Annotated in this window: 19 protein-coding genes; 8 read left to right on the forward strand and 11 right to left on the reverse strand. The window is 68.2% G+C overall.

From position 1 onward, the window contains the following. Positions 1–1,202, reverse strand: a 1,202-nt coding sequence (locus AWB92_RS05545) for a PE family protein (RefSeq protein WP_085184425.1), incomplete at its 3' end; no start/stop codon positions are given. A 217-nt stretch (positions 1,203–1,419) separates the two neighbouring features. On the opposite strand from AWB92_RS05545, the gene AWB92_RS05550 reads away from it, so the two are divergent. Next, on the forward strand, positions 1,420–2,427 hold the full coding sequence (locus AWB92_RS05550) for an ABC transporter ATP-binding protein (protein WP_085184426.1): 1,008 nt from the start codon (positions 1,420–1,422) through the stop codon (positions 2,425–2,427). A gap of 12 nt (positions 2,428–2,439) precedes the next feature. Here the strand turns inward: AWB92_RS05550 and AWB92_RS05555 are convergent, their stop codons facing one another. The 4 genes from AWB92_RS05555 to AWB92_RS05570 all read right to left on the reverse strand — a co-directional run bounded on the left by AWB92_RS05555 (position 2,440) and on the right by AWB92_RS05570 (position 6,081). Beyond that, positions 2,440–3,195, reverse strand: coding sequence for a rhomboid-like protein (locus tag AWB92_RS05555; protein ID WP_085184470.1), 756 nt, complete (start codon positions 3,193–3,195; stop codon positions 2,440–2,442). 47 nt (positions 3,196–3,242) lie between these two features. Then, positions 3,243–4,580 carry a diaminopimelate decarboxylase gene (lysA, locus tag AWB92_RS05560; protein ID WP_085184427.1) on the reverse strand — a complete coding sequence of 446 codons (1,338 nt, stop codon included), beginning with the start codon at positions 4,578–4,580 and terminating at the stop codon, positions 3,243–3,245. Positions 4,581–4,692: 112 nt separating this feature from the next. Continuing rightward, positions 4,693–5,457 (reverse strand): SDR family NAD(P)-dependent oxidoreductase, encoded by a 765-nt coding sequence (locus tag AWB92_RS05565; protein ID WP_085184428.1) that lies wholly within the window; start codon positions 5,455–5,457, stop codon positions 4,693–4,695. A 69-nt stretch (positions 5,458–5,526) separates the two neighbouring features. Further along, entirely contained in the window at positions 5,527–6,081 is a 555-nt protein-coding gene (locus tag AWB92_RS05570; protein WP_241523373.1) for a PaaI family thioesterase, read from the reverse strand. Positions 6,082–6,175: 94 nt separating this feature from the next. Here AWB92_RS05570 and AWB92_RS05575 point away from each other — a divergent pair, with 94 nt between their 5' ends. The 3 genes from AWB92_RS05575 to AWB92_RS05585 are packed head-to-tail and all read left to right on the forward strand — an operon-like array spanning position 6,176 to position 8,888. Beyond that, the gene (locus AWB92_RS05575; RefSeq protein WP_085184429.1) at positions 6,176–6,763 is read left to right on the forward strand and encodes a TetR/AcrR family transcriptional regulator; all 588 of its coding nucleotides are present in this window, start codon (positions 6,176–6,178) and stop codon (positions 6,761–6,763) included. Between the two features lie 60 nt (positions 6,764–6,823). Beyond that, positions 6,824–7,675 (forward strand): mycofactocin-coupled SDR family oxidoreductase, encoded by an 852-nt coding sequence (locus AWB92_RS05580; protein ID WP_277622280.1) that lies wholly within the window; start codon positions 6,824–6,826, stop codon positions 7,673–7,675. A 10-nt stretch (positions 7,676–7,685) separates the two neighbouring features. Further along, positions 7,686–8,888: a cytochrome P450 gene (locus AWB92_RS05585; protein WP_085184430.1), complete on the forward strand. Its 1,203-nt coding sequence runs from the start codon at positions 7,686–7,688 to the stop codon at positions 8,886–8,888. 1 nt (position 8,889) lies between these two features. On the opposite strand, the gene AWB92_RS05590 is transcribed toward AWB92_RS05585, so the two are convergent. Then, complete coding sequence (locus tag AWB92_RS05590; RefSeq protein ID WP_068132786.1) at positions 8,890–9,444, reverse strand: TetR/AcrR family transcriptional regulator; 555 nt, start codon at positions 9,442–9,444, stop codon at positions 8,890–8,892. Between the two features lie 170 nt (positions 9,445–9,614). On the opposite strand from AWB92_RS05590, the gene AWB92_RS05595 reads away from it, so the two are divergent. Next, positions 9,615–10,319: an SDR family NAD(P)-dependent oxidoreductase gene (locus AWB92_RS05595; protein WP_085184431.1), complete on the forward strand. Its 705-nt coding sequence runs from the start codon at positions 9,615–9,617 to the stop codon at positions 10,317–10,319. Positions 10,320–10,331: 12 nt separating this feature from the next. Next, positions 10,332–10,718 carry a PPOX class F420-dependent oxidoreductase gene (locus AWB92_RS05600; RefSeq protein WP_085184432.1) on the forward strand — a complete coding sequence of 129 codons (387 nt, stop codon included), beginning with the start codon at positions 10,332–10,334 and terminating at the stop codon, positions 10,716–10,718. Positions 10,719–10,911: 193 nt separating this feature from the next. Here the strand turns inward: AWB92_RS05600 and AWB92_RS05605 are convergent, their stop codons facing one another. The 4 genes from AWB92_RS05605 to AWB92_RS05620 form a co-directional block, all read right to left on the reverse strand. Beyond that, positions 10,912–12,081 (reverse strand): zinc-binding dehydrogenase, encoded by a 1,170-nt coding sequence (locus tag AWB92_RS05605; RefSeq protein WP_085184433.1) that lies wholly within the window; start codon positions 12,079–12,081, stop codon positions 10,912–10,914. A 72-nt stretch (positions 12,082–12,153) separates the two neighbouring features. After that, complete coding sequence (locus AWB92_RS05610) at positions 12,154–13,134, reverse strand: SDR family NAD(P)-dependent oxidoreductase (protein WP_085184434.1); 981 nt, start codon at positions 13,132–13,134, stop codon at positions 12,154–12,156. A gap of 19 nt (positions 13,135–13,153) precedes the next feature. After that, complete coding sequence (locus tag AWB92_RS05615) at positions 13,154–13,855, reverse strand: cutinase family protein (protein WP_085184435.1); 702 nt, start codon at positions 13,853–13,855, stop codon at positions 13,154–13,156. 143 nt (positions 13,856–13,998) lie between these two features. Beyond that, on the reverse strand, positions 13,999–14,172 hold the full coding sequence (locus tag AWB92_RS05620) for a CsbD family protein (RefSeq protein WP_068106689.1): 174 nt from the start codon (positions 14,170–14,172) through the stop codon (positions 13,999–14,001). Here AWB92_RS05620 and AWB92_RS05625 point away from each other — a divergent pair, their 5' ends adjacent. Both AWB92_RS05625 and AWB92_RS05630 read left to right on the forward strand, forming a co-directional pair. Continuing rightward, a complete protein-coding gene (locus AWB92_RS05625) occupies positions 14,173–14,394 on the forward strand; it encodes a hypothetical protein (RefSeq protein ID WP_085184436.1) in 222 nt (73 codons plus the stop codon). A gap of 42 nt (positions 14,395–14,436) precedes the next feature. Continuing rightward, positions 14,437–15,732 (forward strand): serine hydrolase domain-containing protein, encoded by a 1,296-nt coding sequence (locus AWB92_RS05630; RefSeq protein WP_085184437.1) that lies wholly within the window; start codon positions 14,437–14,439, stop codon positions 15,730–15,732. 4 nt (positions 15,733–15,736) lie between these two features. Here AWB92_RS05630 and AWB92_RS05635 read toward each other — a convergent pair whose 3' ends face one another. Continuing rightward, on the reverse strand, positions 15,737–17,884 hold the full coding sequence (locus tag AWB92_RS05635) for a PPE domain-containing protein (protein ID WP_085184438.1): 2,148 nt from the start codon (positions 17,882–17,884) through the stop codon (positions 15,737–15,739). Positions 17,885–17,930: the final 46 nt, after the last annotated feature.

Consider the following 17,930-nt stretch of genomic DNA (forward strand, 5'->3'; position numbering starts at 1 on the left):
CCTCCGCCGGAGCCCCCGCTGCCCCCTCCGCCGCCCACGGCGAAGCAGTTGATACCGCTGCTGGTGAGAGTGGTGACGGCGCTACCGCCCTTTCCGCCGTCGCCCCCGTTGCCGTCGGTGGCACCGGTGCCACCGTGGCCACCGTTACCGCCCGAGCCACCGGTGACGCCGCCGTCGACTGCGGTGCTGAGGTTGCCGTTGCCGCCGTCGCCGCCGTTGCCCCCGGCGCCGCCCGTGCCGGCGGTGGCGCCGGCGGCGCCCAGGCCGGCGGTGCCCCCGGCGCCCCCGTTGCCGCCGTGGCCGGCGGTGCCGGCGCTCGCAATGTCGGCGCCGAGACCGCCCTGGCCGCCCTGGCCGCCGGTGCCACCGATGCCCCCGCTGCCGTTCGCGCCGGCATGGCCGAAGGCCCCGGCCAGGCCGCCGGCCCCGCCCGCGCCGCCGGTGCCACCCTGGCCGCCGTCGGTGCCGTTGCCGCCGTTGATATTGCCGCCGTTGCCGTCGATACCGTGCCCGCCGGTCCCGCCCGTCCCGCCGATGCCGCCTACACCGCCTGCACCGCCGTTACCGAAGATCAGGCCGCCAGTGCCGCCGGCCCCGCCGGCTCCACCGGTGCCGCCGATGCCGCCGATGGCGCTGGTGGTCGCATCGCCGGTGGTGCCGGTGGTGCCCGTGCCACCGGCCCCGCCATGGCCGCCGTTGCCGAAAAACCAGGCGTTGCCGCCGCGGCCGCCAGGCTGTCCGGCCGAGCCGGATCCGCCATTGCCGCCATTGCCCCACAAGAGCCCGCCCGGCCCGCCGGGTAACCCGCTCCCCGGCGCACCGTCGGTGCCCTTACCGATCAACGGGGTCCCCAACAACAGGTCGGTCGGCGTGTTGATCACCCCGCGCACGTCTTGCCAAATGGTCTGCAGCGGAGAGGCGTTGGCGGCCTCGGCGGCCGTGTAGGAACTCCCGGCGGCGGTCAACGCCTGTACGAACTGATCGTGAAACGCGGCCGCGTCAGCGCTCACCTGCTGGAAGGCCTGCGCGTGCCCGGAGAACAGCGACGCGACCGCCGCCGATACCTCGTCCGCGCCCGCGGCCATCAGCCCGGTGGTCGGGGCTGCGGCGGAGGCACTGGCCGCGGTCACCGCCGAACCCAGATCGGACAAATCGGAAGCAGCTGACGTCAACAACTCGGGGGCCGCTACCAGGTACGACATCGTTGCTCCTGACTCGAGCCCCCGGGCGAAAGAATCGTATCGTCGCTTCGCCAGCTCACCTAGGTCGTTTAACCAAAGATTCATTCCACGAGAGTTGGGCGGCCCGCACCAGCGCCCGAATCCGCCAGCTCAAACGTGTTTTTTAGCACAACCAAACGGTTATTCCGACTTCAACAATCCATCGACCGCAGAACGCACCATCAACTGGAGGTCGCAAATGGGCATCGGAATATCGGTTCAGGGGTTGACCAAGTCATTCGGCTCGGCCCGGGTCTGGGAAGACGTCACTATGGACATCCCGCCGGGCGAGGTGAGCGGGCTGATCGGCCCGTCGGGCACCGGCAAGTCGGTGTTCTTGAAGTCGCTGATCGGGCTGCTGCGTCCGGAGCGCGGCTCGATCGTCGTCGACGGTGTCGACATCATGCAGGCGACGGCCAACGAGCTGTACGAGATCCGCAGGCTGTTCGGGGTCATGTTCCAGGACGGCGCGCTGTTCGGATCGATGAACCTGTACGACAACACCGCGTTCCCGCTGCGCGAGCACACCGACAAGACCGAACGCGAGATCCGCGACATCGTCATGGAAAAGCTCGCGCTGGTCGGTCTGCAAGGCGACGAGAAGAAATACCCCGGGGAGATTTCGGGCGGCATGAAAAAGCGCGCCGGACTGGCCCGCTCGCTGGTCCTCGACCCGCAGATCATCCTCTGCGACGAGCCCGACTCCGGTCTGGACCCGGTCCGCACGGCCTACCTGTGCCAGCTGCTCATCGACATCAACGCGCAGACCGACGCCACGATCCTGATCGTTACCCACAACATCAACGTCGCCCGCACCGTGCCCGACAACATCGGCATGCTGTTCCGCCACAAGCTGGTGATGTTCGGACCGCGGGAGGTGCTGCTGACCAGTGACGAGCCGGTGGTGGGACAGTTTCTCAACGGCCGGCGGATCGGGCCGATCGGCATGTCCGAGGAGAAGGACGAGGCGACGATGGCCGAAGAGCAGGCGATGGTCGACGCCGGTCAGCACGCGGGTGGCGTCGAGGATATCGAGGGCGTGCCGCCACAGGTGACCGCCACTCCCGGCATGCCGGTGCGCAAGGCCGTCGAGCGTCGCCGCGCCCGCGTGCGCGAGATCCTGCACACCCTTCCACCCAAGGCGCAGCAGGCCATTCTCGACGATCTGGAGGGCGAAACGGCATCGGTTGGCGCGCAGCGGCGCTGACGATAACGACGACTACGCGGGCGAAGGCTGCGGCCGCGATACCCGGCCGACCAGTACACCAATGAGCGCCGCCGCCAACCCGGCGGCCGTCGCCGCCGCCGACGATGCCGACAGCACGAAGTAGCCGAAAGCGACGCCGCCGCACAGCAAAACGAGGCGCGGCGGCGTCCAGCCGGCCGCCGCGGGCAGCCGGTAGGACAAACCGATGCCGAGCAGCAGGGCCAGGACGTGTCCGACGGCGGTGAAGTCGGCTCCGACGGCCGCGACCGTCACCGCGATGCCGAGCCACCACCCGATCCACGCCGGCTGCCAGCGTGAGGGAATCGATGCGGTCAGCGCGCCCAGGACACAAACCGCGCCGTAGCTGACTCCGACGTCGCTCGCCCGCGCGATGGAGAAGGGCAGCCAGCCCGCCTCGACCGCGACGACCAGACCGGCGGCCACCAGCAGCGTGGCGCCGATATGACCGACCGCGAACGCGATGACCAAACCCCTGCTGCGCCAGATCAATTCGCCCAAAGCCAGCAGGCAGACGAGTCCGGGCAGGCAGGCACAGATCTGGCCGCCGTCGTCGACGAACGCGCTGCCGACGAGCGTGCTGAGCCGGCCGTGGGCCAGATTGTGCAGGTTGGTGCTCATGCGACTCACCGCGACCTCGCGGGCGTGCGGACCCAGCGCGGTCAACAGGAGCGACACGGCCACCAGGGCGGCGGCGTACGCCGCCGTGATGCGCACCGAGGCCGCACGGGCCAGCGTCCACGCGGTCATCGTGGACAAACGCTGGGTGTTGTCACGAACGGCGATGGTGGACATGGTCATTCGCCCGGTCCCGAATGGCCCGACCAGCCCCGGTCCCGGGCGAGGAGGTCCGCGATGGTTTCGCGGCGGATCAGTTCACGCGCCTCACCCGCGGCGACCGCGACCAGCGGTGGGCGCCCCATGACGCTGCAGCTCGATCCCATCGAGTAGTGGTAGGCGCCGGTGCAGGCCACCGCCAGCAGATCGCCGGGGTGGACGTCGGCGGGCAGTTCGGCGTCGCGGGCGATCTCGTCGCCGGCCTCGCAGTGCCGGCCCACCACGGTGACCGGCGCGCCGTCCGTCGCCGCGGGCCGGTTGGCCAGGGCCACGGTGTATTTCGCCCCGGCGGGCGCCATCCGTGGGTTGTCGCTCATGCCGCCGTCGACCGCGACGACGGTGTGCCCGTCAGGCCGGCGCTTGACGGCGACCACCCGGTACAGCGTGATCCCGGCGCGGGCCGCGATCGCCCGACCCGGCCCCATCACAATCCGCGGCCGCGGGTAATCGTTTTGGGCACAGGCGGATTGGAGCGCGGCGTCGATGACCGTGCCGAATGTTTGCGGGTTGAGCTCGGGGTCGCCGTTCCGGTAGGGGACTGCGTGTCCGCCCCCGAGGCTGAGCTCGGTCAGCACCACATCATGGCGATCGCGGACCTCGGCCATCAGGGCCAGCATCTGCTGGATCGCCTCGCCGTACAGCCCGACGTCGGCGAGCTGCGACCCCAATGGGCAATGCAGCCCGACCAGGTCCAGCCACGGCTCGCCCACAAGCCGCTTGACCGCGCCGGCGGCCTGCCCGCCCGCCAGGGTGAAGCCGAATGTCTGGTCGCCGCCTTCGACGTCGGGAATGACTCTCAGCAGCACGCGTTGACGACGGCGCACCCGCCCGGCCAGCAGGGCGATCTCATTCGGGGTGTCGATCACGATTCGCCCCACCCCCGCGGCGACGGCGTCGTCGAGCTCGCCCGCGCTCTTGGCGGTGCCGTTGAGCACGATGTTCGACGGCGGCACCTCCCCGGTCAGGGCGGTGGCCAGCTCGCCGCCCGAGCAGACTTCCACGCCCGCGCCTTCCTCGGCGGCCCACCCCGCGACGGCCGCGCTGAGCAGCGCCCTGCCCGCGTAGATCAGTTCGGCGGCGGGCAGCGCCGCGCGATAACCCCGGATTCGGGCCCGGAAGTCGTGTTCATCGACCACGTAGGCGGGGGTGCCGAACTCGGCGGCGACGTCGGTGGCGGCCACGCCGCCGATGCACAGCCGACCCGTTTCATCGACGGAGCTGCTCAGCGGCCAGATCGCGCGGTCGAGGCGCGGTCTCACCTCACGCCGCTGCGACGAAAGCAGCTCGGACAGCGTCATGCTTCCACGGTGCAGGCGTGTGGCGGGGTCCGCCGCGTTCTTAACGAACCTTTCACACGCGTGTGATTAATCTTCACGGATTCGGTACGGCGGAACCGCCTCATCCGGCCACTCAGGCGAAGTAGTCCGACGGAACGAACGGAACGTCGTCCGGCGCATCATGACGGGCGGCCAACAGCGCCCGCGCGGCGTCCCCGATCGGAATTCGCAGCGGTAGCTGCGGTTTCTCGGCGGCGTCGACCACCTCGGCGGCGACTTGCTCCGGAGTGATGATCCCGGCGCGCGCGCCGCCGCCCGCCAGGATCGCGACATACGGGTCGTCCGGCAGCGTGTAGGTGGTCACATCGTCGAGCGCGCCGGAGCTCACGGCACCGGGTTCGAGCAGGGCGGCCTGCACCCCGAACGGTGCGACCTCGATGGCCAGCGCCTCGACCAAGGCCTCCAGCGCCCACTTCGTCGACGCGTACGCCGCGCCGGGTGGCAGCACGACACGGCCCACGACGCTAGACATGAACAGCAGCTTCCCGTCGCCACGCGCGCGCATCTGTGGCAAGACCGCCTGTGCGACGCGGATGGCCCCAAGGGTGTTGAGGTTGAGCAGTCGCTGCAGTTCGGCCAGCGGGGTGGCTTCCACGGACGCGTAAATGATGTCGGCGGCGTTCGAGACCAGAATGTCGACCTCCGCGGCGGCCGCGACCGCCGCGGTCACGCTGGCATCGTCGGTGACGTCGAGCGCCAACCGCTCGCTGACGTCGAGGTCCGCGAGCGCGCGGGGGTCGCGGGCGGTGGCCAGGACGCGATGCCCGCGACGGGCGAACTCCGTGGCCAAGGCGCGGCCGATGCCGCGGCTGGCACCGGTGATCAGAACGGACGACATGGCATGTGCTCCTTGTTAGTGGGACGGGCTACGCCGACGCGGCGCAGCGGGAAAGGTTCTGCGGCCTCCTCAAGCGGCGGGCTGTCCGTTGGTGCCGAGAGTCTTTGCGCCAGTGGGTAAATCGAAGACCAGCAGCGTGGTGGTCGCGGTCGCCACCAGCCTCCCCGACGCGTCGCTAACTTCTGCCTCGGCGAATCCGATCCGCGACCCCGCTTTGACCACGGTGCCGACTGCGCGCAGCGTCCCGCTGGCCACGGTGACCGCCCTGAGGTAGTTGACCTTGATTTCGACCGACGTGTAGCCGACGCCTTCGGGCAGCGTGGTGTGCATCGCGCAGGCGGCCGCGGTGTCCAACAGGGTGCACACCGCACCGCCATGCACCACGCCCAGCGGGTTGTACATGGACGCATCCGGCGTGCAGGAGAACTCGATGCGCCCGTTACGCACATCCTCGAGCCGCATGCGCAGCAGCTCGGCGATCGGTGAGGGCGGCAACTGCCCGTCGGCGACCGCCTGCCAGTACGAAAGGCCGGACATCGACGCGGCCGCCGCCTGCGTGGCGACGGGGTCACGCCAGGTGACCACGCGCGACTGCTCCACGCCCCAGCCCACTGAAGTCTTCACGCGCCGGCCTTTCGGAAACTGATCGGTTTACCCACTCGGGCTTAACCTAGCGCTGTAATTACTTCTTGTAAACCGTCCGGTGTACGATGGAGATGTGAACGACGCCACATCCCAGACGCGCCCGGCGGGCGGGCGTGGGGCTCGCGAGCGCATCGAACGCGCCGCGGCGCGGCTCTTCTATCGCAATGGGATCCATGCGACCGGCGTCGAACTCATCGCCCAAGAGGCCAACGTCTCGAAGCGCACGCTCTATCAGCACTTCGCCAGCAAGAACGACCTCGTGGACAATTACCTGCGCGGCTACGAGGTCCGCGGCGGCTCGCCGAATGAGCGGCGGCTGGACGACGCCACCATGTCCCCGCGGGAGCGTCTCCTGGCGATCTTCGAAATGTCGCCCCGGGAAGTATTGCGAGGCTGTCCCTTTCACAATGCGGCCGTGGAATCCGCCGGATCGCTTTCGAGCGCGGACGAGATCGTGCGGGCACACAAGCAGGCTTTCACCCGCCGCCTCATCGCGGTGGCGCAGCAGGCGGGTGCCACCGACCCTCACCTGCTCGGCCAGCAGCTGGCCGTGCTGTTCGAAGGCGCCACCGCGATGGCCACCTCGCTGAACGACACCGCGCCCGTCGTCCACGCCCGCGCCGCCGCGGCCACGCTGATCGATACCGCCCTGCGCCCTTGACGATCCCCTCCCGGTGCTGCTAGACATGGCGTGCGCCCATATTTGGGCGATCGCCCAAATATGGGGATCGAGGTGGCAATGGGCCGGATGGAGGGCAAGGTCGCGTTCGTGACCGGCGCCGCGCGCGGACAGGGCCGCAGTCACGCGGTCCGGCTCGCGCGGGAGGGCGCCGACATCATCGCCGTCGACATCTGCCGCAAGTTCGAGGCGTCGCCGGCCGACGGCGCGACGCCCGAAGACCTCGACGAGACCGCGGGCTTAGTGAAGGACGCCGGCGGCCGCATCGTCACCGAGGTGGTCGACGTCCGCGACTTCGACGCGCTGCGGGCCGCCGTGGACAGCGGGGTCGAACAGCTGGGGCGCCTGGACGTCATCGTCGCGAACGCCGGCATCGGCACGACGGCGGGAAAGCTGCACAAGACCGACGAGGCGCTGTGGCAGGAGATGATCGACGTCAACCTCAGCGGGGTGTGGAAGACGGTGAAGGCCGGCGTTCCGCACATTCTCGACGGCGGCCGCGGCGGCTCCATCGTCCTGACGTCGTCGGTGGCCGGCAACAAGGCCTACCCGCACGTCGGCCACTACGTGGCGGCCAAGCATGGTGTGATCGGGCTGATGCGTTCGTTCGCAGTCGAATTGGGCCAGCGGATGATCAGGGTCAACGCCGTTCTGCCGACGCATGTGAATTCGCCGCTGCTGATGAACGAGGCCACCTACCGCGCCTTTCGGCCGGAGCTGGAAAACCCCGGTCCCGACGACCTGGCGCCGGTGTGCCAGAGCTTCCACTACCTGCCGATCCCCTGGGTGACCCCCGAAGACATCAGCAACGCGGTGTTGTTTTTGGCCTCCGATGAAGCGCGCTACATCACCGGCGTCGCGTTCCCGGTGGATGCCGGCAGCTGCCTGAAGTAAGGATGCATCGATGACCATCACCAACGACACCGACGTCTATTACGACCCCTACGACACCGGCATCATCGCGGACCCGTACCCCACCTATGCGCGGCTGCGCGAAGAGGCGCCGCTCTATTACAACGAGCGGTACGACTTCTGGGCAATATCAAGGCATTCCGACGTCGAACGGGCCCTGGCGAACTGGGAGACCTTCTCCAACAGAAGAAGCGACATCCTGGAGTTGATCCAGTCGAAGTTCGACATGCCGGGCGGCGTCATGATGTTTCAGGATCCGCCCGAACACACCAGGCTGCGCGGCCTGATGTCGCGCGTGTTCACCCCGCGCCGGATGGCCGAGCTCGAAGACCAGATCCGGCGGTACTGCGTGCGGTGCCTGGACCCGCTCGTCGGGTCCGGGGGATTCGACATCATCAGCGAGCTCGCCTCGATGATGCCGATGCGGGTGATCGGCATGCTGCTGGGAATCCCCGAGTCCGAGCAGGTTTCGGTGCGTGACGCCAACGACGCCAACCTGCGCACTAAGCCGGGCGCCCCGATGAAGGTCGCCGACGCCGACTCGATCGCCGACGGGCGGATCTACGCGGACTATGTCGAATGGCGATCGAAGAACCCGTCGGACGACCTGATGACGGTGCTGCTCAACGTGGAGTTCGACGACGAGCACGGGGTGCACCGCAAGCTGACCCGCAAGGAGGTGCTGCATTACACCCAGGTGGTCGCCGGCGCCGGCAACGAGACCACCGGCCGGCTGATCGGCTGGCTGGCCAAGGTACTGGCCGAGCACCCCGACCGGCGCCGCGAGGTCTATCGGGATCGGTCATTGTTGACCCGAACCGTCGACGAGACGCTGCGGTTCGAGCCCACCGGGCCCCACGTCGCGCGTTGGATGGCAAAGGATTTCGAGTGCTACGGCCGGACCGTTCCGGCCGGCAGCGCCATGCTGCTGCTGTTCGGCGCCGCCAACCGCGATCACCGCCGCTATGACGATCCCGACACGTTCAACATCCGCCGCGACAACATCTCCCACATCACCTTCGGCAAGGGCGTGCATTATTGCCTCGGGGCGAACCTGGCGCGCCTCGAGGGCCGCGTCGCGCTGGACGAGATCCTCAACCGGTGGCCGGAATGGGATATCGACTACGACACAGCGCAATTGGCGTCGACGTCGACGGTGCGCGGCTGGGAGCGCCTGCGGGTCGTGCTCCCGTAGGTCAGCCGCGCGGCTTCTTCGGGGTCGGCATCTCGAACCGATCCAGGAACCGGTTCACCAGCTGGACGGCCTCGTCGTGGCCGCCCTTGGTGCCGAGTGTCTGCTCGAGGATCAGGGTGCGCCCGATCGCGGCGATGACGACCGCTATGCCCGCCGGTGGGAATTCGCTTGTGTCAAGGCCGTGTTCGCGGACGACGAAGTTCAGGGCGGTGATCTGCTGCTCGCGCCACCGCTCCTGCCAGGCGGAGATCTCCGCCCGGATCTCCTTGCGATGGTTGGCAAGTCCCATGAACTCCAATAGCAGCCGCGCGTCCTTGGGTTCGATGAGCGTCTGCCAGAAGGCGTGCAGCGGCCGGTCGGAGGCCAGCGCCTCGCTCTGCCGTTCCAGGTAGGCGGCGGCCCCACGCCGGAACACGTCGAGGTACAACTCGTCCATCGTGGGGAAGTAGTAGTGCACCAAGGCCGGTTTGACGCCGGCCTCGGCCGCGACCCGCCGCGACGTGGCCGCGGCGTAACCCTCGTCGACCATGATCCGGCTCGTCGCGTCGATCAGCATGTCCCGAGTTGTCGAGTCCCTGGCCATCACCGACCCTAAATTGGGCGATCGCCAAAAATCAACCGGCCGCCGTGGGGAGTGTCGGGCCACTTGACCGACCTCGCGAAAGGGTGATAGGCAATGTCGAGCCCACGTGCTGGGCGATCGCTCAGGAAGGCGGGTGGGCGCGGGTGAAGACGGCGGTGGTGACCGGCGGTGCGTCCGGGATCGGCCGGGCGGTCGCGGAGCGGTTGCGCAGCGACGGATTCCGGGTCGCGGTCATCGATCTGTCGCCCACCGACGACGGGTTCGGTTACGTCGCCGACGTCACCGACCGCGCACAGGTCGACGCGGCGGTCGCTGCCATCCGCGAGGCGCTCGGCCCGATCCTGGTCTTGGTCAACGCGGCCGGCGTCGAGGGCTTCAAGAAATTCCTGGACATGTCCTTCGAGGCGTGGTCGAAGGTGATCGACGTCAACCTGAACGGGGTGTTCCACACCATTCAGGCCGTGCTTCCCGACATGGTCGAGGCGGGCTGGGGGCGCATCGTCAACATCTCCTCGTCGAGCACGCATTCCGGGCAGCCCTTCATGGCCCACTATGTGGCGGCCAAGTCCGCGGTCAACGGCCTGACCAAGTCGCTTGCCCTGGAATACGGTCCGAGCGGGATCACCGTCAACGCGGTGCCGCCGGGGTTCGTCGACACCCCGATGCTGCGCAGCGCCGAGCGTCGGCAGCTGCTCGGCGGCACGGTCGAGGACCACATTGCCCGCACCCCGGTGCGCCGGGTGGGCAGGCCCGAGGACATCGCGGCGGCGTGCGCGTTCTTTGTGTCCGAGGAGTCCGGCTACATCACCGGCCAGATACTCGGCGTCAACGGCGGCCGCAACACCTGATAAGGATGAGGTGTGCCTCCCAGCTTCCAGGACGTCATCGCATCCAAGTACCTGCTCCTGACCACCTTCACCAAGGACGGCCGCCCCAAGCCGACCGCGATCTGGGGCGTTCCCGACGGCGGCAAGCTGCTCGTCATCACCGACGACGGGTCGTGGAAGGTCAGACGGATCCGCAACACGCCCCGGGTGACGCTCGCGCGCAGCACGGCGTTGGGAAAGCCGAAGGGCGAGGCGGTCGAAGGGGTTGCCCGCGTCCTACCGAAGTCCGAGACGCGGCGCGTTTACAACGCCGTGCTCAAGCGGTACTGGTATCACGCCTGGTGGTTCTATGCGCACTCGATCGTGCGCGGCGGCATCGACAAGGTGCACGTCGGGCTGGAGATAGAGCCGGCGTCCTAGAGGGTCCGTGGCGGCAACGACAACAGGTCACATCAGTCCCCGCAGATTGTGGGTCGACCATGTGCCCGCCTCAGCGCGACAATCGGGCGCCCGAGGGATTTGTCGCTCGGAGGCGGGCACGACAGGTGGCCGCGCCGCCAGGGGCCCATGGGTCAGATGTGATTGCTGGTGCAATCACTCCCGCCGGAAACCGTTATGCGCCAACCGGGGTCGCGGCGTCGCTTTTGGGGTCGATGAGAATCTTCGCGTGCGCCTCCGGATCGCCGAGCGCGTCGAACGCGGCCTCGACCCCGGGCAGCCCGACCGTCCCGGTGATCAGCGGGGCGACGTTGACCTTGCCGTCGGCGAGCATGTGCAGGGTGTCGCGGAATTCCAGCGGGGTGTAGCCCAGCACGAACCGAAGGTCGGTCTCCTTGTTGATCGCCATCGCCGGGCGGATGTGGTCGGAGCCCATGCAGACGCCGACCACCACGACGCGCGAGAACAGCGGGGCGCCCGCGATGATGCCGTCGATAATGCCTGGGACACCGACACATTCGAAGATGACGGGGTGTTTCGGCGTTGCGGCGCCGGCGGCCTCGGCGGCGCGCCAAAAGTGCCACCAGGGCAGCCGCAGCCGTTGCAGCTTTTCGATGGTGCCGACCGCCAGATCGAACGCCTCGAGGATGCCCTGCAGGTGCTTGCTGCTCGCCTCGGTCGCGTAGGGCGAGTCCTGGGCGGGATCGACGACGGTGTCGGCGCCACAGGCCGTCGCCAGCGCGCGCCGGCCCGGTGAGAAGTCGCTGGCGATCACGGTGCGCACGCCGTGCGCCTTGAGCATGCAGATCACCGCGAGACCGATTGGCCCACAGCCGATTACGATCGCGACGTCACCCTTGCCGACCTCGCCGCGCCGCACCGCGTGCCAGCCGACGGCCATCGGTTCGGTCAGGGCGGCCACCTCGGGCGCCAGGCCGTTGGGGACGGGCAACGTCAGCGACTGCTCGACGAGGAGCTGCTCGGCATAGGCGCCCGGCGCCATCGTCGACAGCCCGATCCCGTGCACCTCCTTGCCGCGGCGCAGCAACGGCAAGGCGACGACCCGGGTGCCGGTCCGCGGGGCCTTTCGGGTGCCGGGGCCGTAATCGAGGACCTCGCCGCAGAACTCGTGGCCGAACACGACGTGCTGGTCCGATCGCATGAACGCGTCATAGCCGGATTCGGCCATCACGTCGGCGAGTTCGTCGCAGTGGTGGCGCGCATGCAGGTCGGATCCGCAGATGCCGCACCGCAGTACCTCGATCAGCAACTGGCCCTTGCCCGGCACCGGGGTCGGCTGGTCGACGACTTCGAGTTTGGCGTTGGTACACGTGACGGTCTTCATTCTTCGATCCTCCTACACCGGCGCGGAGTTGAGTCCGTCTCGTCGAGCCTGGGCCCCACCTGAGCGACGCGGTCAGCTGCCGCGCAAGGCCTCGAACGTGTCGGCCACGGTGTCGCGCGGGTCCCGATAGGTGATGCCGAGTTCTCGCTCGCTGGGCGAGTCGTCCGACGCCGGCATCTGCGTGTAGTACTGCATCCCCGCCGACGTGATGGGGGTCTCGAAGGGCAGAAACCGGCCAGCCCGGTCCATTACCGCCCCGGCCACCCGAAGCGCGGCGTCCGGGATGGGAACCGCGACCATGGGGGTCCCGGCGATCTGGCCGAGCATGGACGCGAGCTCGGCCACCGGAACCCGATGTCCGCCAGCGGTGTAGCGGCGCGGCCCGCGCCCCGGCTCCAAGAGCGCGGCGTGCAGCGCGGCCAGATCGCGGACGTCGACGACCAACCACGCCGCGCTGCGCCCCGGAATCGCGTGCATCTGCACCGCGGCCTTGACGCCCTCGCCGGCCTCGCCGAACTGATCGCCGGCCGGGGGGCCGAGGACCATCCCGGGATAGGTGATGTTGACCGGCGCGCCCGCGTCCTGCAGTCCGCGCGCATAAATCTCCACCTGCGCCTTGGACGTTCCGTACCCGTCCGCTCCACCGACGACCGGTAGGTCCGCCGTGAGTGTCTCCAGGCCCGGATGAAACAGCGCCGTGAAGCTCGACACGTGGACGATCGGGTCCAGCCCCAGCTCGACGGACTGGCCGAGGACGTTCTGCGCGCCCTGCATGTTCGTCGTCAGCATCTCTTGTGTCTGGCGCGGGTCGGTGGCCACCAGGGCGGCGCTGTGCACGACGGCGTCGCACCCGCGCAGCGCTTCCCGCACCGAGACGCGATTGGTGATGTCCCCGACGGCGTAGTCCGACACGTCGACACCCAACTTGGCGACGGACGTCTTCAGCCGGGCCGGATTTCGCACCAGGAAGCGGATGGTGTGCCCGGCGTCCGCGATGGCCTTGGCGGTCCACCCGCCGACGAATCCCGTGCCGCCCGTGACCAGAACATGCATGCTGCGATTCTGCACGGGGCTACAGGTGGTTCGCGGCGTAGGTGGCCGCTTGGCCCGTCATCCCGTTCACCGAATACGACACGTGCGCGAAGGCGTCGTTGCCGTCGCCGCAGATCCCGTCGCCCGGCGCGCACAGCTCCAGGGTCTTGGGCTGATACAGCGGGCCGATGGCGATCACCGGCGCGCCGTACTTTTGCAGCCACGGACCCGACGGTGTCCCGAACAGCGTGACGGCGGCAACATGGTTGGCGACATCCGGCGGCATGGGCTTGGGCACCGCCGACGCCGGTACGCCCGGTGGTACGGAAGCCGACGTGACGAAACCGGCTACGGCCGCGCCCTGGGAGTAGCCGCCGAGGACCTCGCGGGTCTTCGGGCAGTTCGCCGCCATCGACTCGATATGCGAACCCGCGTCACGGATGCCGTCGATGACGGTCAGCGGAAAGTCGCTGTTCGAAAAATCGGTGCTGGCGGGGTAATTCACCGGGTACACCCCGAGCGTCCGGCCGCCGATCTGCCCACGCAACGCGTCGACGAATGACCCGCCGACGCCCCCGACGCCGGGCGGTTCACCGGAACCGCGGGCGAACACCACCTCGACGTCGGGACACGGATCGGCGGACGCGCCGGGCGCGGGAGCGCCCAGCAGTGCGAAGGCGGCCGACGCGGCCGCGACTCCCATGGATGTCGTGAATCGGCGCATGTTCGTAGACCTTCGCATTGTCGGTGTCCTTCACCTGGTATTCGACGCCAATTGCGCCGTGGATTGCCAGCAAAAGCGTTTCTCAACCGGGCTGGCCGATCGCAGCAGAAAAGGCCAGCGGGCGCCGAACGTACCGGCGAGCCCGCTGGCCCAATCGTCGATTACTTCTTGAAGGCGTCCTTCACCTTCTCGCCGGCGTCCTTCAGGCTGGACTTCGCCTGGTCGGCCCGGCCTTCGTTTTTGGTGTCGTGATCTCCGGTGGCCTTGCCGATGGCTTCCTTGGCCCGGCCGCCCAGATCTTCGATCTTGTTCTTCGCCTTGTCTGTTCCACTCATGTGCTGCTGACTACCCAGCGGCGGGCCATCTCGAAACCGCAGGTCGTCGCGCCTGTCATGATGGACATCGTGGGCACCGCGGTGGTGGTGGCGATCGTGGCCGTGCTGATGTTGTTGGGCATCGGCATGGTGGTCAATCAGCTGTTTCGGCTCAGGAAGTGGTTGAACGTCCCGCCCCCCGACCAACCGCCCGGCGACCAGGCCCCCCGACCCCCGGAATGAGCTGTGTTCAGCGCGTTTGCCGACTGATAGCTTGATCCCGTGATGGCATCGCGCAGGGGATCGACCCTGCTGGTGACCGACGACGGCTTGCCCCGCGGTGTGTCCGGCGCCGCCGACCCCCATTTCGCCAATGTCATCGGGATCTTCGCCCGGTTGTTCTTCGGCCGCCGTTTTGGCGGCGGTGCGCTGGCCGTCTACATCGACGGCGTGCCCGTCGTCGACGTCTGGACGGGGTGGTCGGACCGGGCGGGCACCGAACGCTGGACCGCCGACACGGGCGCGATGGTGTTCTCGGCGACCAAGGGCGTCGCGTCGACCGTGATCCACCGGCTGGCCGACCGCGGGCTGTTGTCCTATGACGACCCGGTCGCCGAATACTGGCCCGAATTCGCGGCCAACGGCAAGGCCGACATCACGGTCCGCGACGTGTTGCGGCATCGGTCGGGGTTGTCGCACCTGCGGGGTGTCACCAAGAGCGAGCTGATGGACCACGCGCTCATGGAGGAGCGCCTGGCCGCCGCGCCCGTCGATCATCTGCGCGGCGTGCAGGCGTACCACGCCCTGACCTACGGATGGCTGCTCTCCGGCCTGGCCCGGGCGGTGACGGGCAAGGGCATGCGGGAGCTGATCCGCCAGGAAATCGCGCGCCCGCTCAACACCGACGGCCTGCACCTCGGCCGCCCGCCCGAAGGGGCGCCGACGAAGGCGGCCCAGATCCTGATCCCGCAGGGGCGGCTGCGCGCCCCGGTGTTCAACTTCATCGCACCGAAACTGGCGGGTCTGCCGTTCTCCGGTGCGCTGGGGGCGATGTACTTTCCCGGCGTCATCTCTCTCATCAAGGGGGACACCGAATTCCTGGACGGCGAGGTGCCGGCGGCCAACGGCGTGGTGACCGGCCGCGGTCTGGCCAAGATGTACGCCGCGCTGGCCAACGACGGCCGGATCGACGGCAAGAAGTATCTGTCCGAGGAGTTGGCGCGCGGCCTGGCGGGGCAGCCGCAACGCAAGTGGCCCGACGCAAACATGGTGGTGCCCATGCCATTTCACCTGGGCTACCACGAGTCGCCGGTGCCCGGCCTGCTGAAGGGTTTCGGTCACGTGGGTCTGGGCGGGACCCTCGGCTGGGCCGACCCCGACTCCGGCAGCGCCTTCGGGTTCGTGCACAACCGGCTGCTGACCCCGTTGCTCTTCGACATGGGTTCCTTTGCGGGACTGGCCAGTCCGCTGCGCAACGCCATCGAGGCCGCCCGCCATCAGGGCCCGCTCGAGGTGCCGAGGCTCGGCGCGGCGTACAAGTCCGACCGCCGTCGGGCGGCGGTGGCGTCCGGCGGGCGTTAACTCCTTAGAACCCGAAGAAGCCCGACTGGTTCGGCGCCGTGTTGAAGGCGCCGGAGCTCAGGAATGCGGCGCCCATGTTCGCCAGGCCCGAGCTGAAGGCGCCGGTGTTGAACAAGCCGGTGTTGAAGCCGCCGCCGCCTGAGTTCCCGATGCCGACGTTGAAATCGCCCAGACCCGAATTGAAGAGGCCGACGTCGAAGCCGCCACCCGAGTTCATTATGCCGATCGAGGGGCTGGTCCCCGAGTTGAAGAAGCCCACGTCGCCGTCGCCGCTGCCCGTGTTCATGAAGCCCGTGGTGAAGCCGCTCGAATTCGTGTTGAAGAAGCCCGAGCTCAAGCTCCCGCCGCCGGTATTGAAGAAGCCCGAGTTGTCCGTGCCGGTGTTGCCGAAGCCCGAATTGGCAACGGACTGCACAGCCGCGCTGCCCACGCCGGTGTTGAGGGTTCCCGAATTGAACATGCCGGTGTTGACCAACCCCGAGTTCTCGTAGCCGGTGTTGAAGTCGCCACCGTTGAAGTCGCCGGTGTTGTCCGTTCCGGCATTGAAGTTGCCGGTGTTGCCCACGCCGGAGTTGAACATACCCATGTTGTCCAGGCCCGAGTTCCCCATGCCGAAGTTGAAGCTGCCGGAGTTTGCCATACCCATGTTGTTGACCCCGGAGTTCCAGAAGCCCAGGTTGCCGCCCGCCAATGCGTTCGGTCCCGCATTTCCGAAGCCCATATCCAGGCCGCCCGAGTTAGCCAGACCGGTGTCGACGTTGCCGGAGTTGAAGAGGCCGGTGTCGGTGACGCCCGAATTGCCGATGCCAAAGTTTCCGTTGCCGGAGTTGAAGAAGCCGACGTTGTTGGTGCCCGAGTTGAACAGGCCGATGTTGCCGCTGCCGGAGTTCAGGCCGCCGAAGTTGAACTGATTGGTTGCGGTGTTGAAATAGGTGTTGCCGACACCGATTTCGTTGTCGCCGGTGAGCCCGAAGCCGATGTTGTTGTTCCCGGTGTTCCCGGCGCCGATGTTGCCGTTACCCGCCGCGCCGCCGGGGCCCGAGTTGCCGAAGCCGATGTTGTTGCTGCCGAAGTTGCCGAACCCGTAGTTGGCGTTACCGTCGTTCCCGCTGCCGTAGTTCTGGTTGCCGATGTTGCCGCTGCCGAAGTTACCGCTGCCGTTGTTGCCTGAGCCGAAGTTTCCACTCCCGGTGTTGCCGGAGCCCAGATTTTGGTTGCCGACGTTTCCGCTGCCCAGGTTTTGGCTGCCGATGTTTCCGTTGCCCAGGTTCAAGTTGGACGTGATTGTGCCATCGGCGCCGTTCCCGCTGCCGAAGTTGAGGCTGCCGTTGTTGCCGTTGCCCAGGTTTCGGTTGCCGATGTTGCCGTTGCCGAAGTTGGTGTTGCCGGTGTTGCCGGAGCCCAGGTTATTGCTGCCGATGTTGCCGATGCCGAGATTGAAGCCGGGGGCGGCCGCGGCCGCGCCCACGGTGGTCGTGATCGTGCGGACGCTACCGTCAACCTTGCTGGCCGCGGCCAGGCGGAGGGTCCGCGCTTTGGACACCGAGCCGTCGCACGCCGACCTGACGGCAGCGACCATGGGATTGTCGGAGATGGCGACCGTGGCCGCCTGGGTGGCCGCGGCGGGCAGGCTCTGCAGCAGCTGCGGCAGCGACGCCAATTGCACGGCCGCGGCGGACGCACCGCCGTGATAGCCGACCATCGCGGCCACGTCGGCCGCCCACATCTCTTCGTATTGGGCTTCGGCGGCGGCGATCGCTGGGGCGTTGAAGCCCAACAGGTTTGAGCGAACCAGCTGCACCAGCTGGTTGCGGTTGGCGGCGACGAGCACCGGATGCACGGTCGATGCCAGCGCCGACTCGAACGCGCTTGCCACCGCCTTGGCCTGCGCGGCGGCGTTTTGCGCCTGAGCCGCTGCGGTGCTCAACCATCCGCTGTAGGGGGTTGCCGCGGCAATCATCGCCGCCGACGCCGGACCCTGCCAGGCCTGGCCCGCCAGGCCGTTGGTCACCGAGGAGAACGAGTCGGCCGCCGACGCCAACTCGGCGGCCAGCCCGTCCCACGCGGTCGCCGCGGCCAACATCGGACCGGACCCAGCGCCGCTGAATATCAGCGAGGAATTGATCTCCGGGGGGTATACCGAAAAGTTCATCGCCGCAGTCCCTTCTGGGCGCAAGAAGCTGCGGCGGTGCACGCAA

The organism is Mycobacterium sp. IEC1808 (genome assembly GCF_002101935.1).
In the GTDB taxonomy this organism is placed as follows: domain Bacteria; phylum Actinomycetota; class Actinomycetes; order Mycobacteriales; family Mycobacteriaceae; genus Mycobacterium.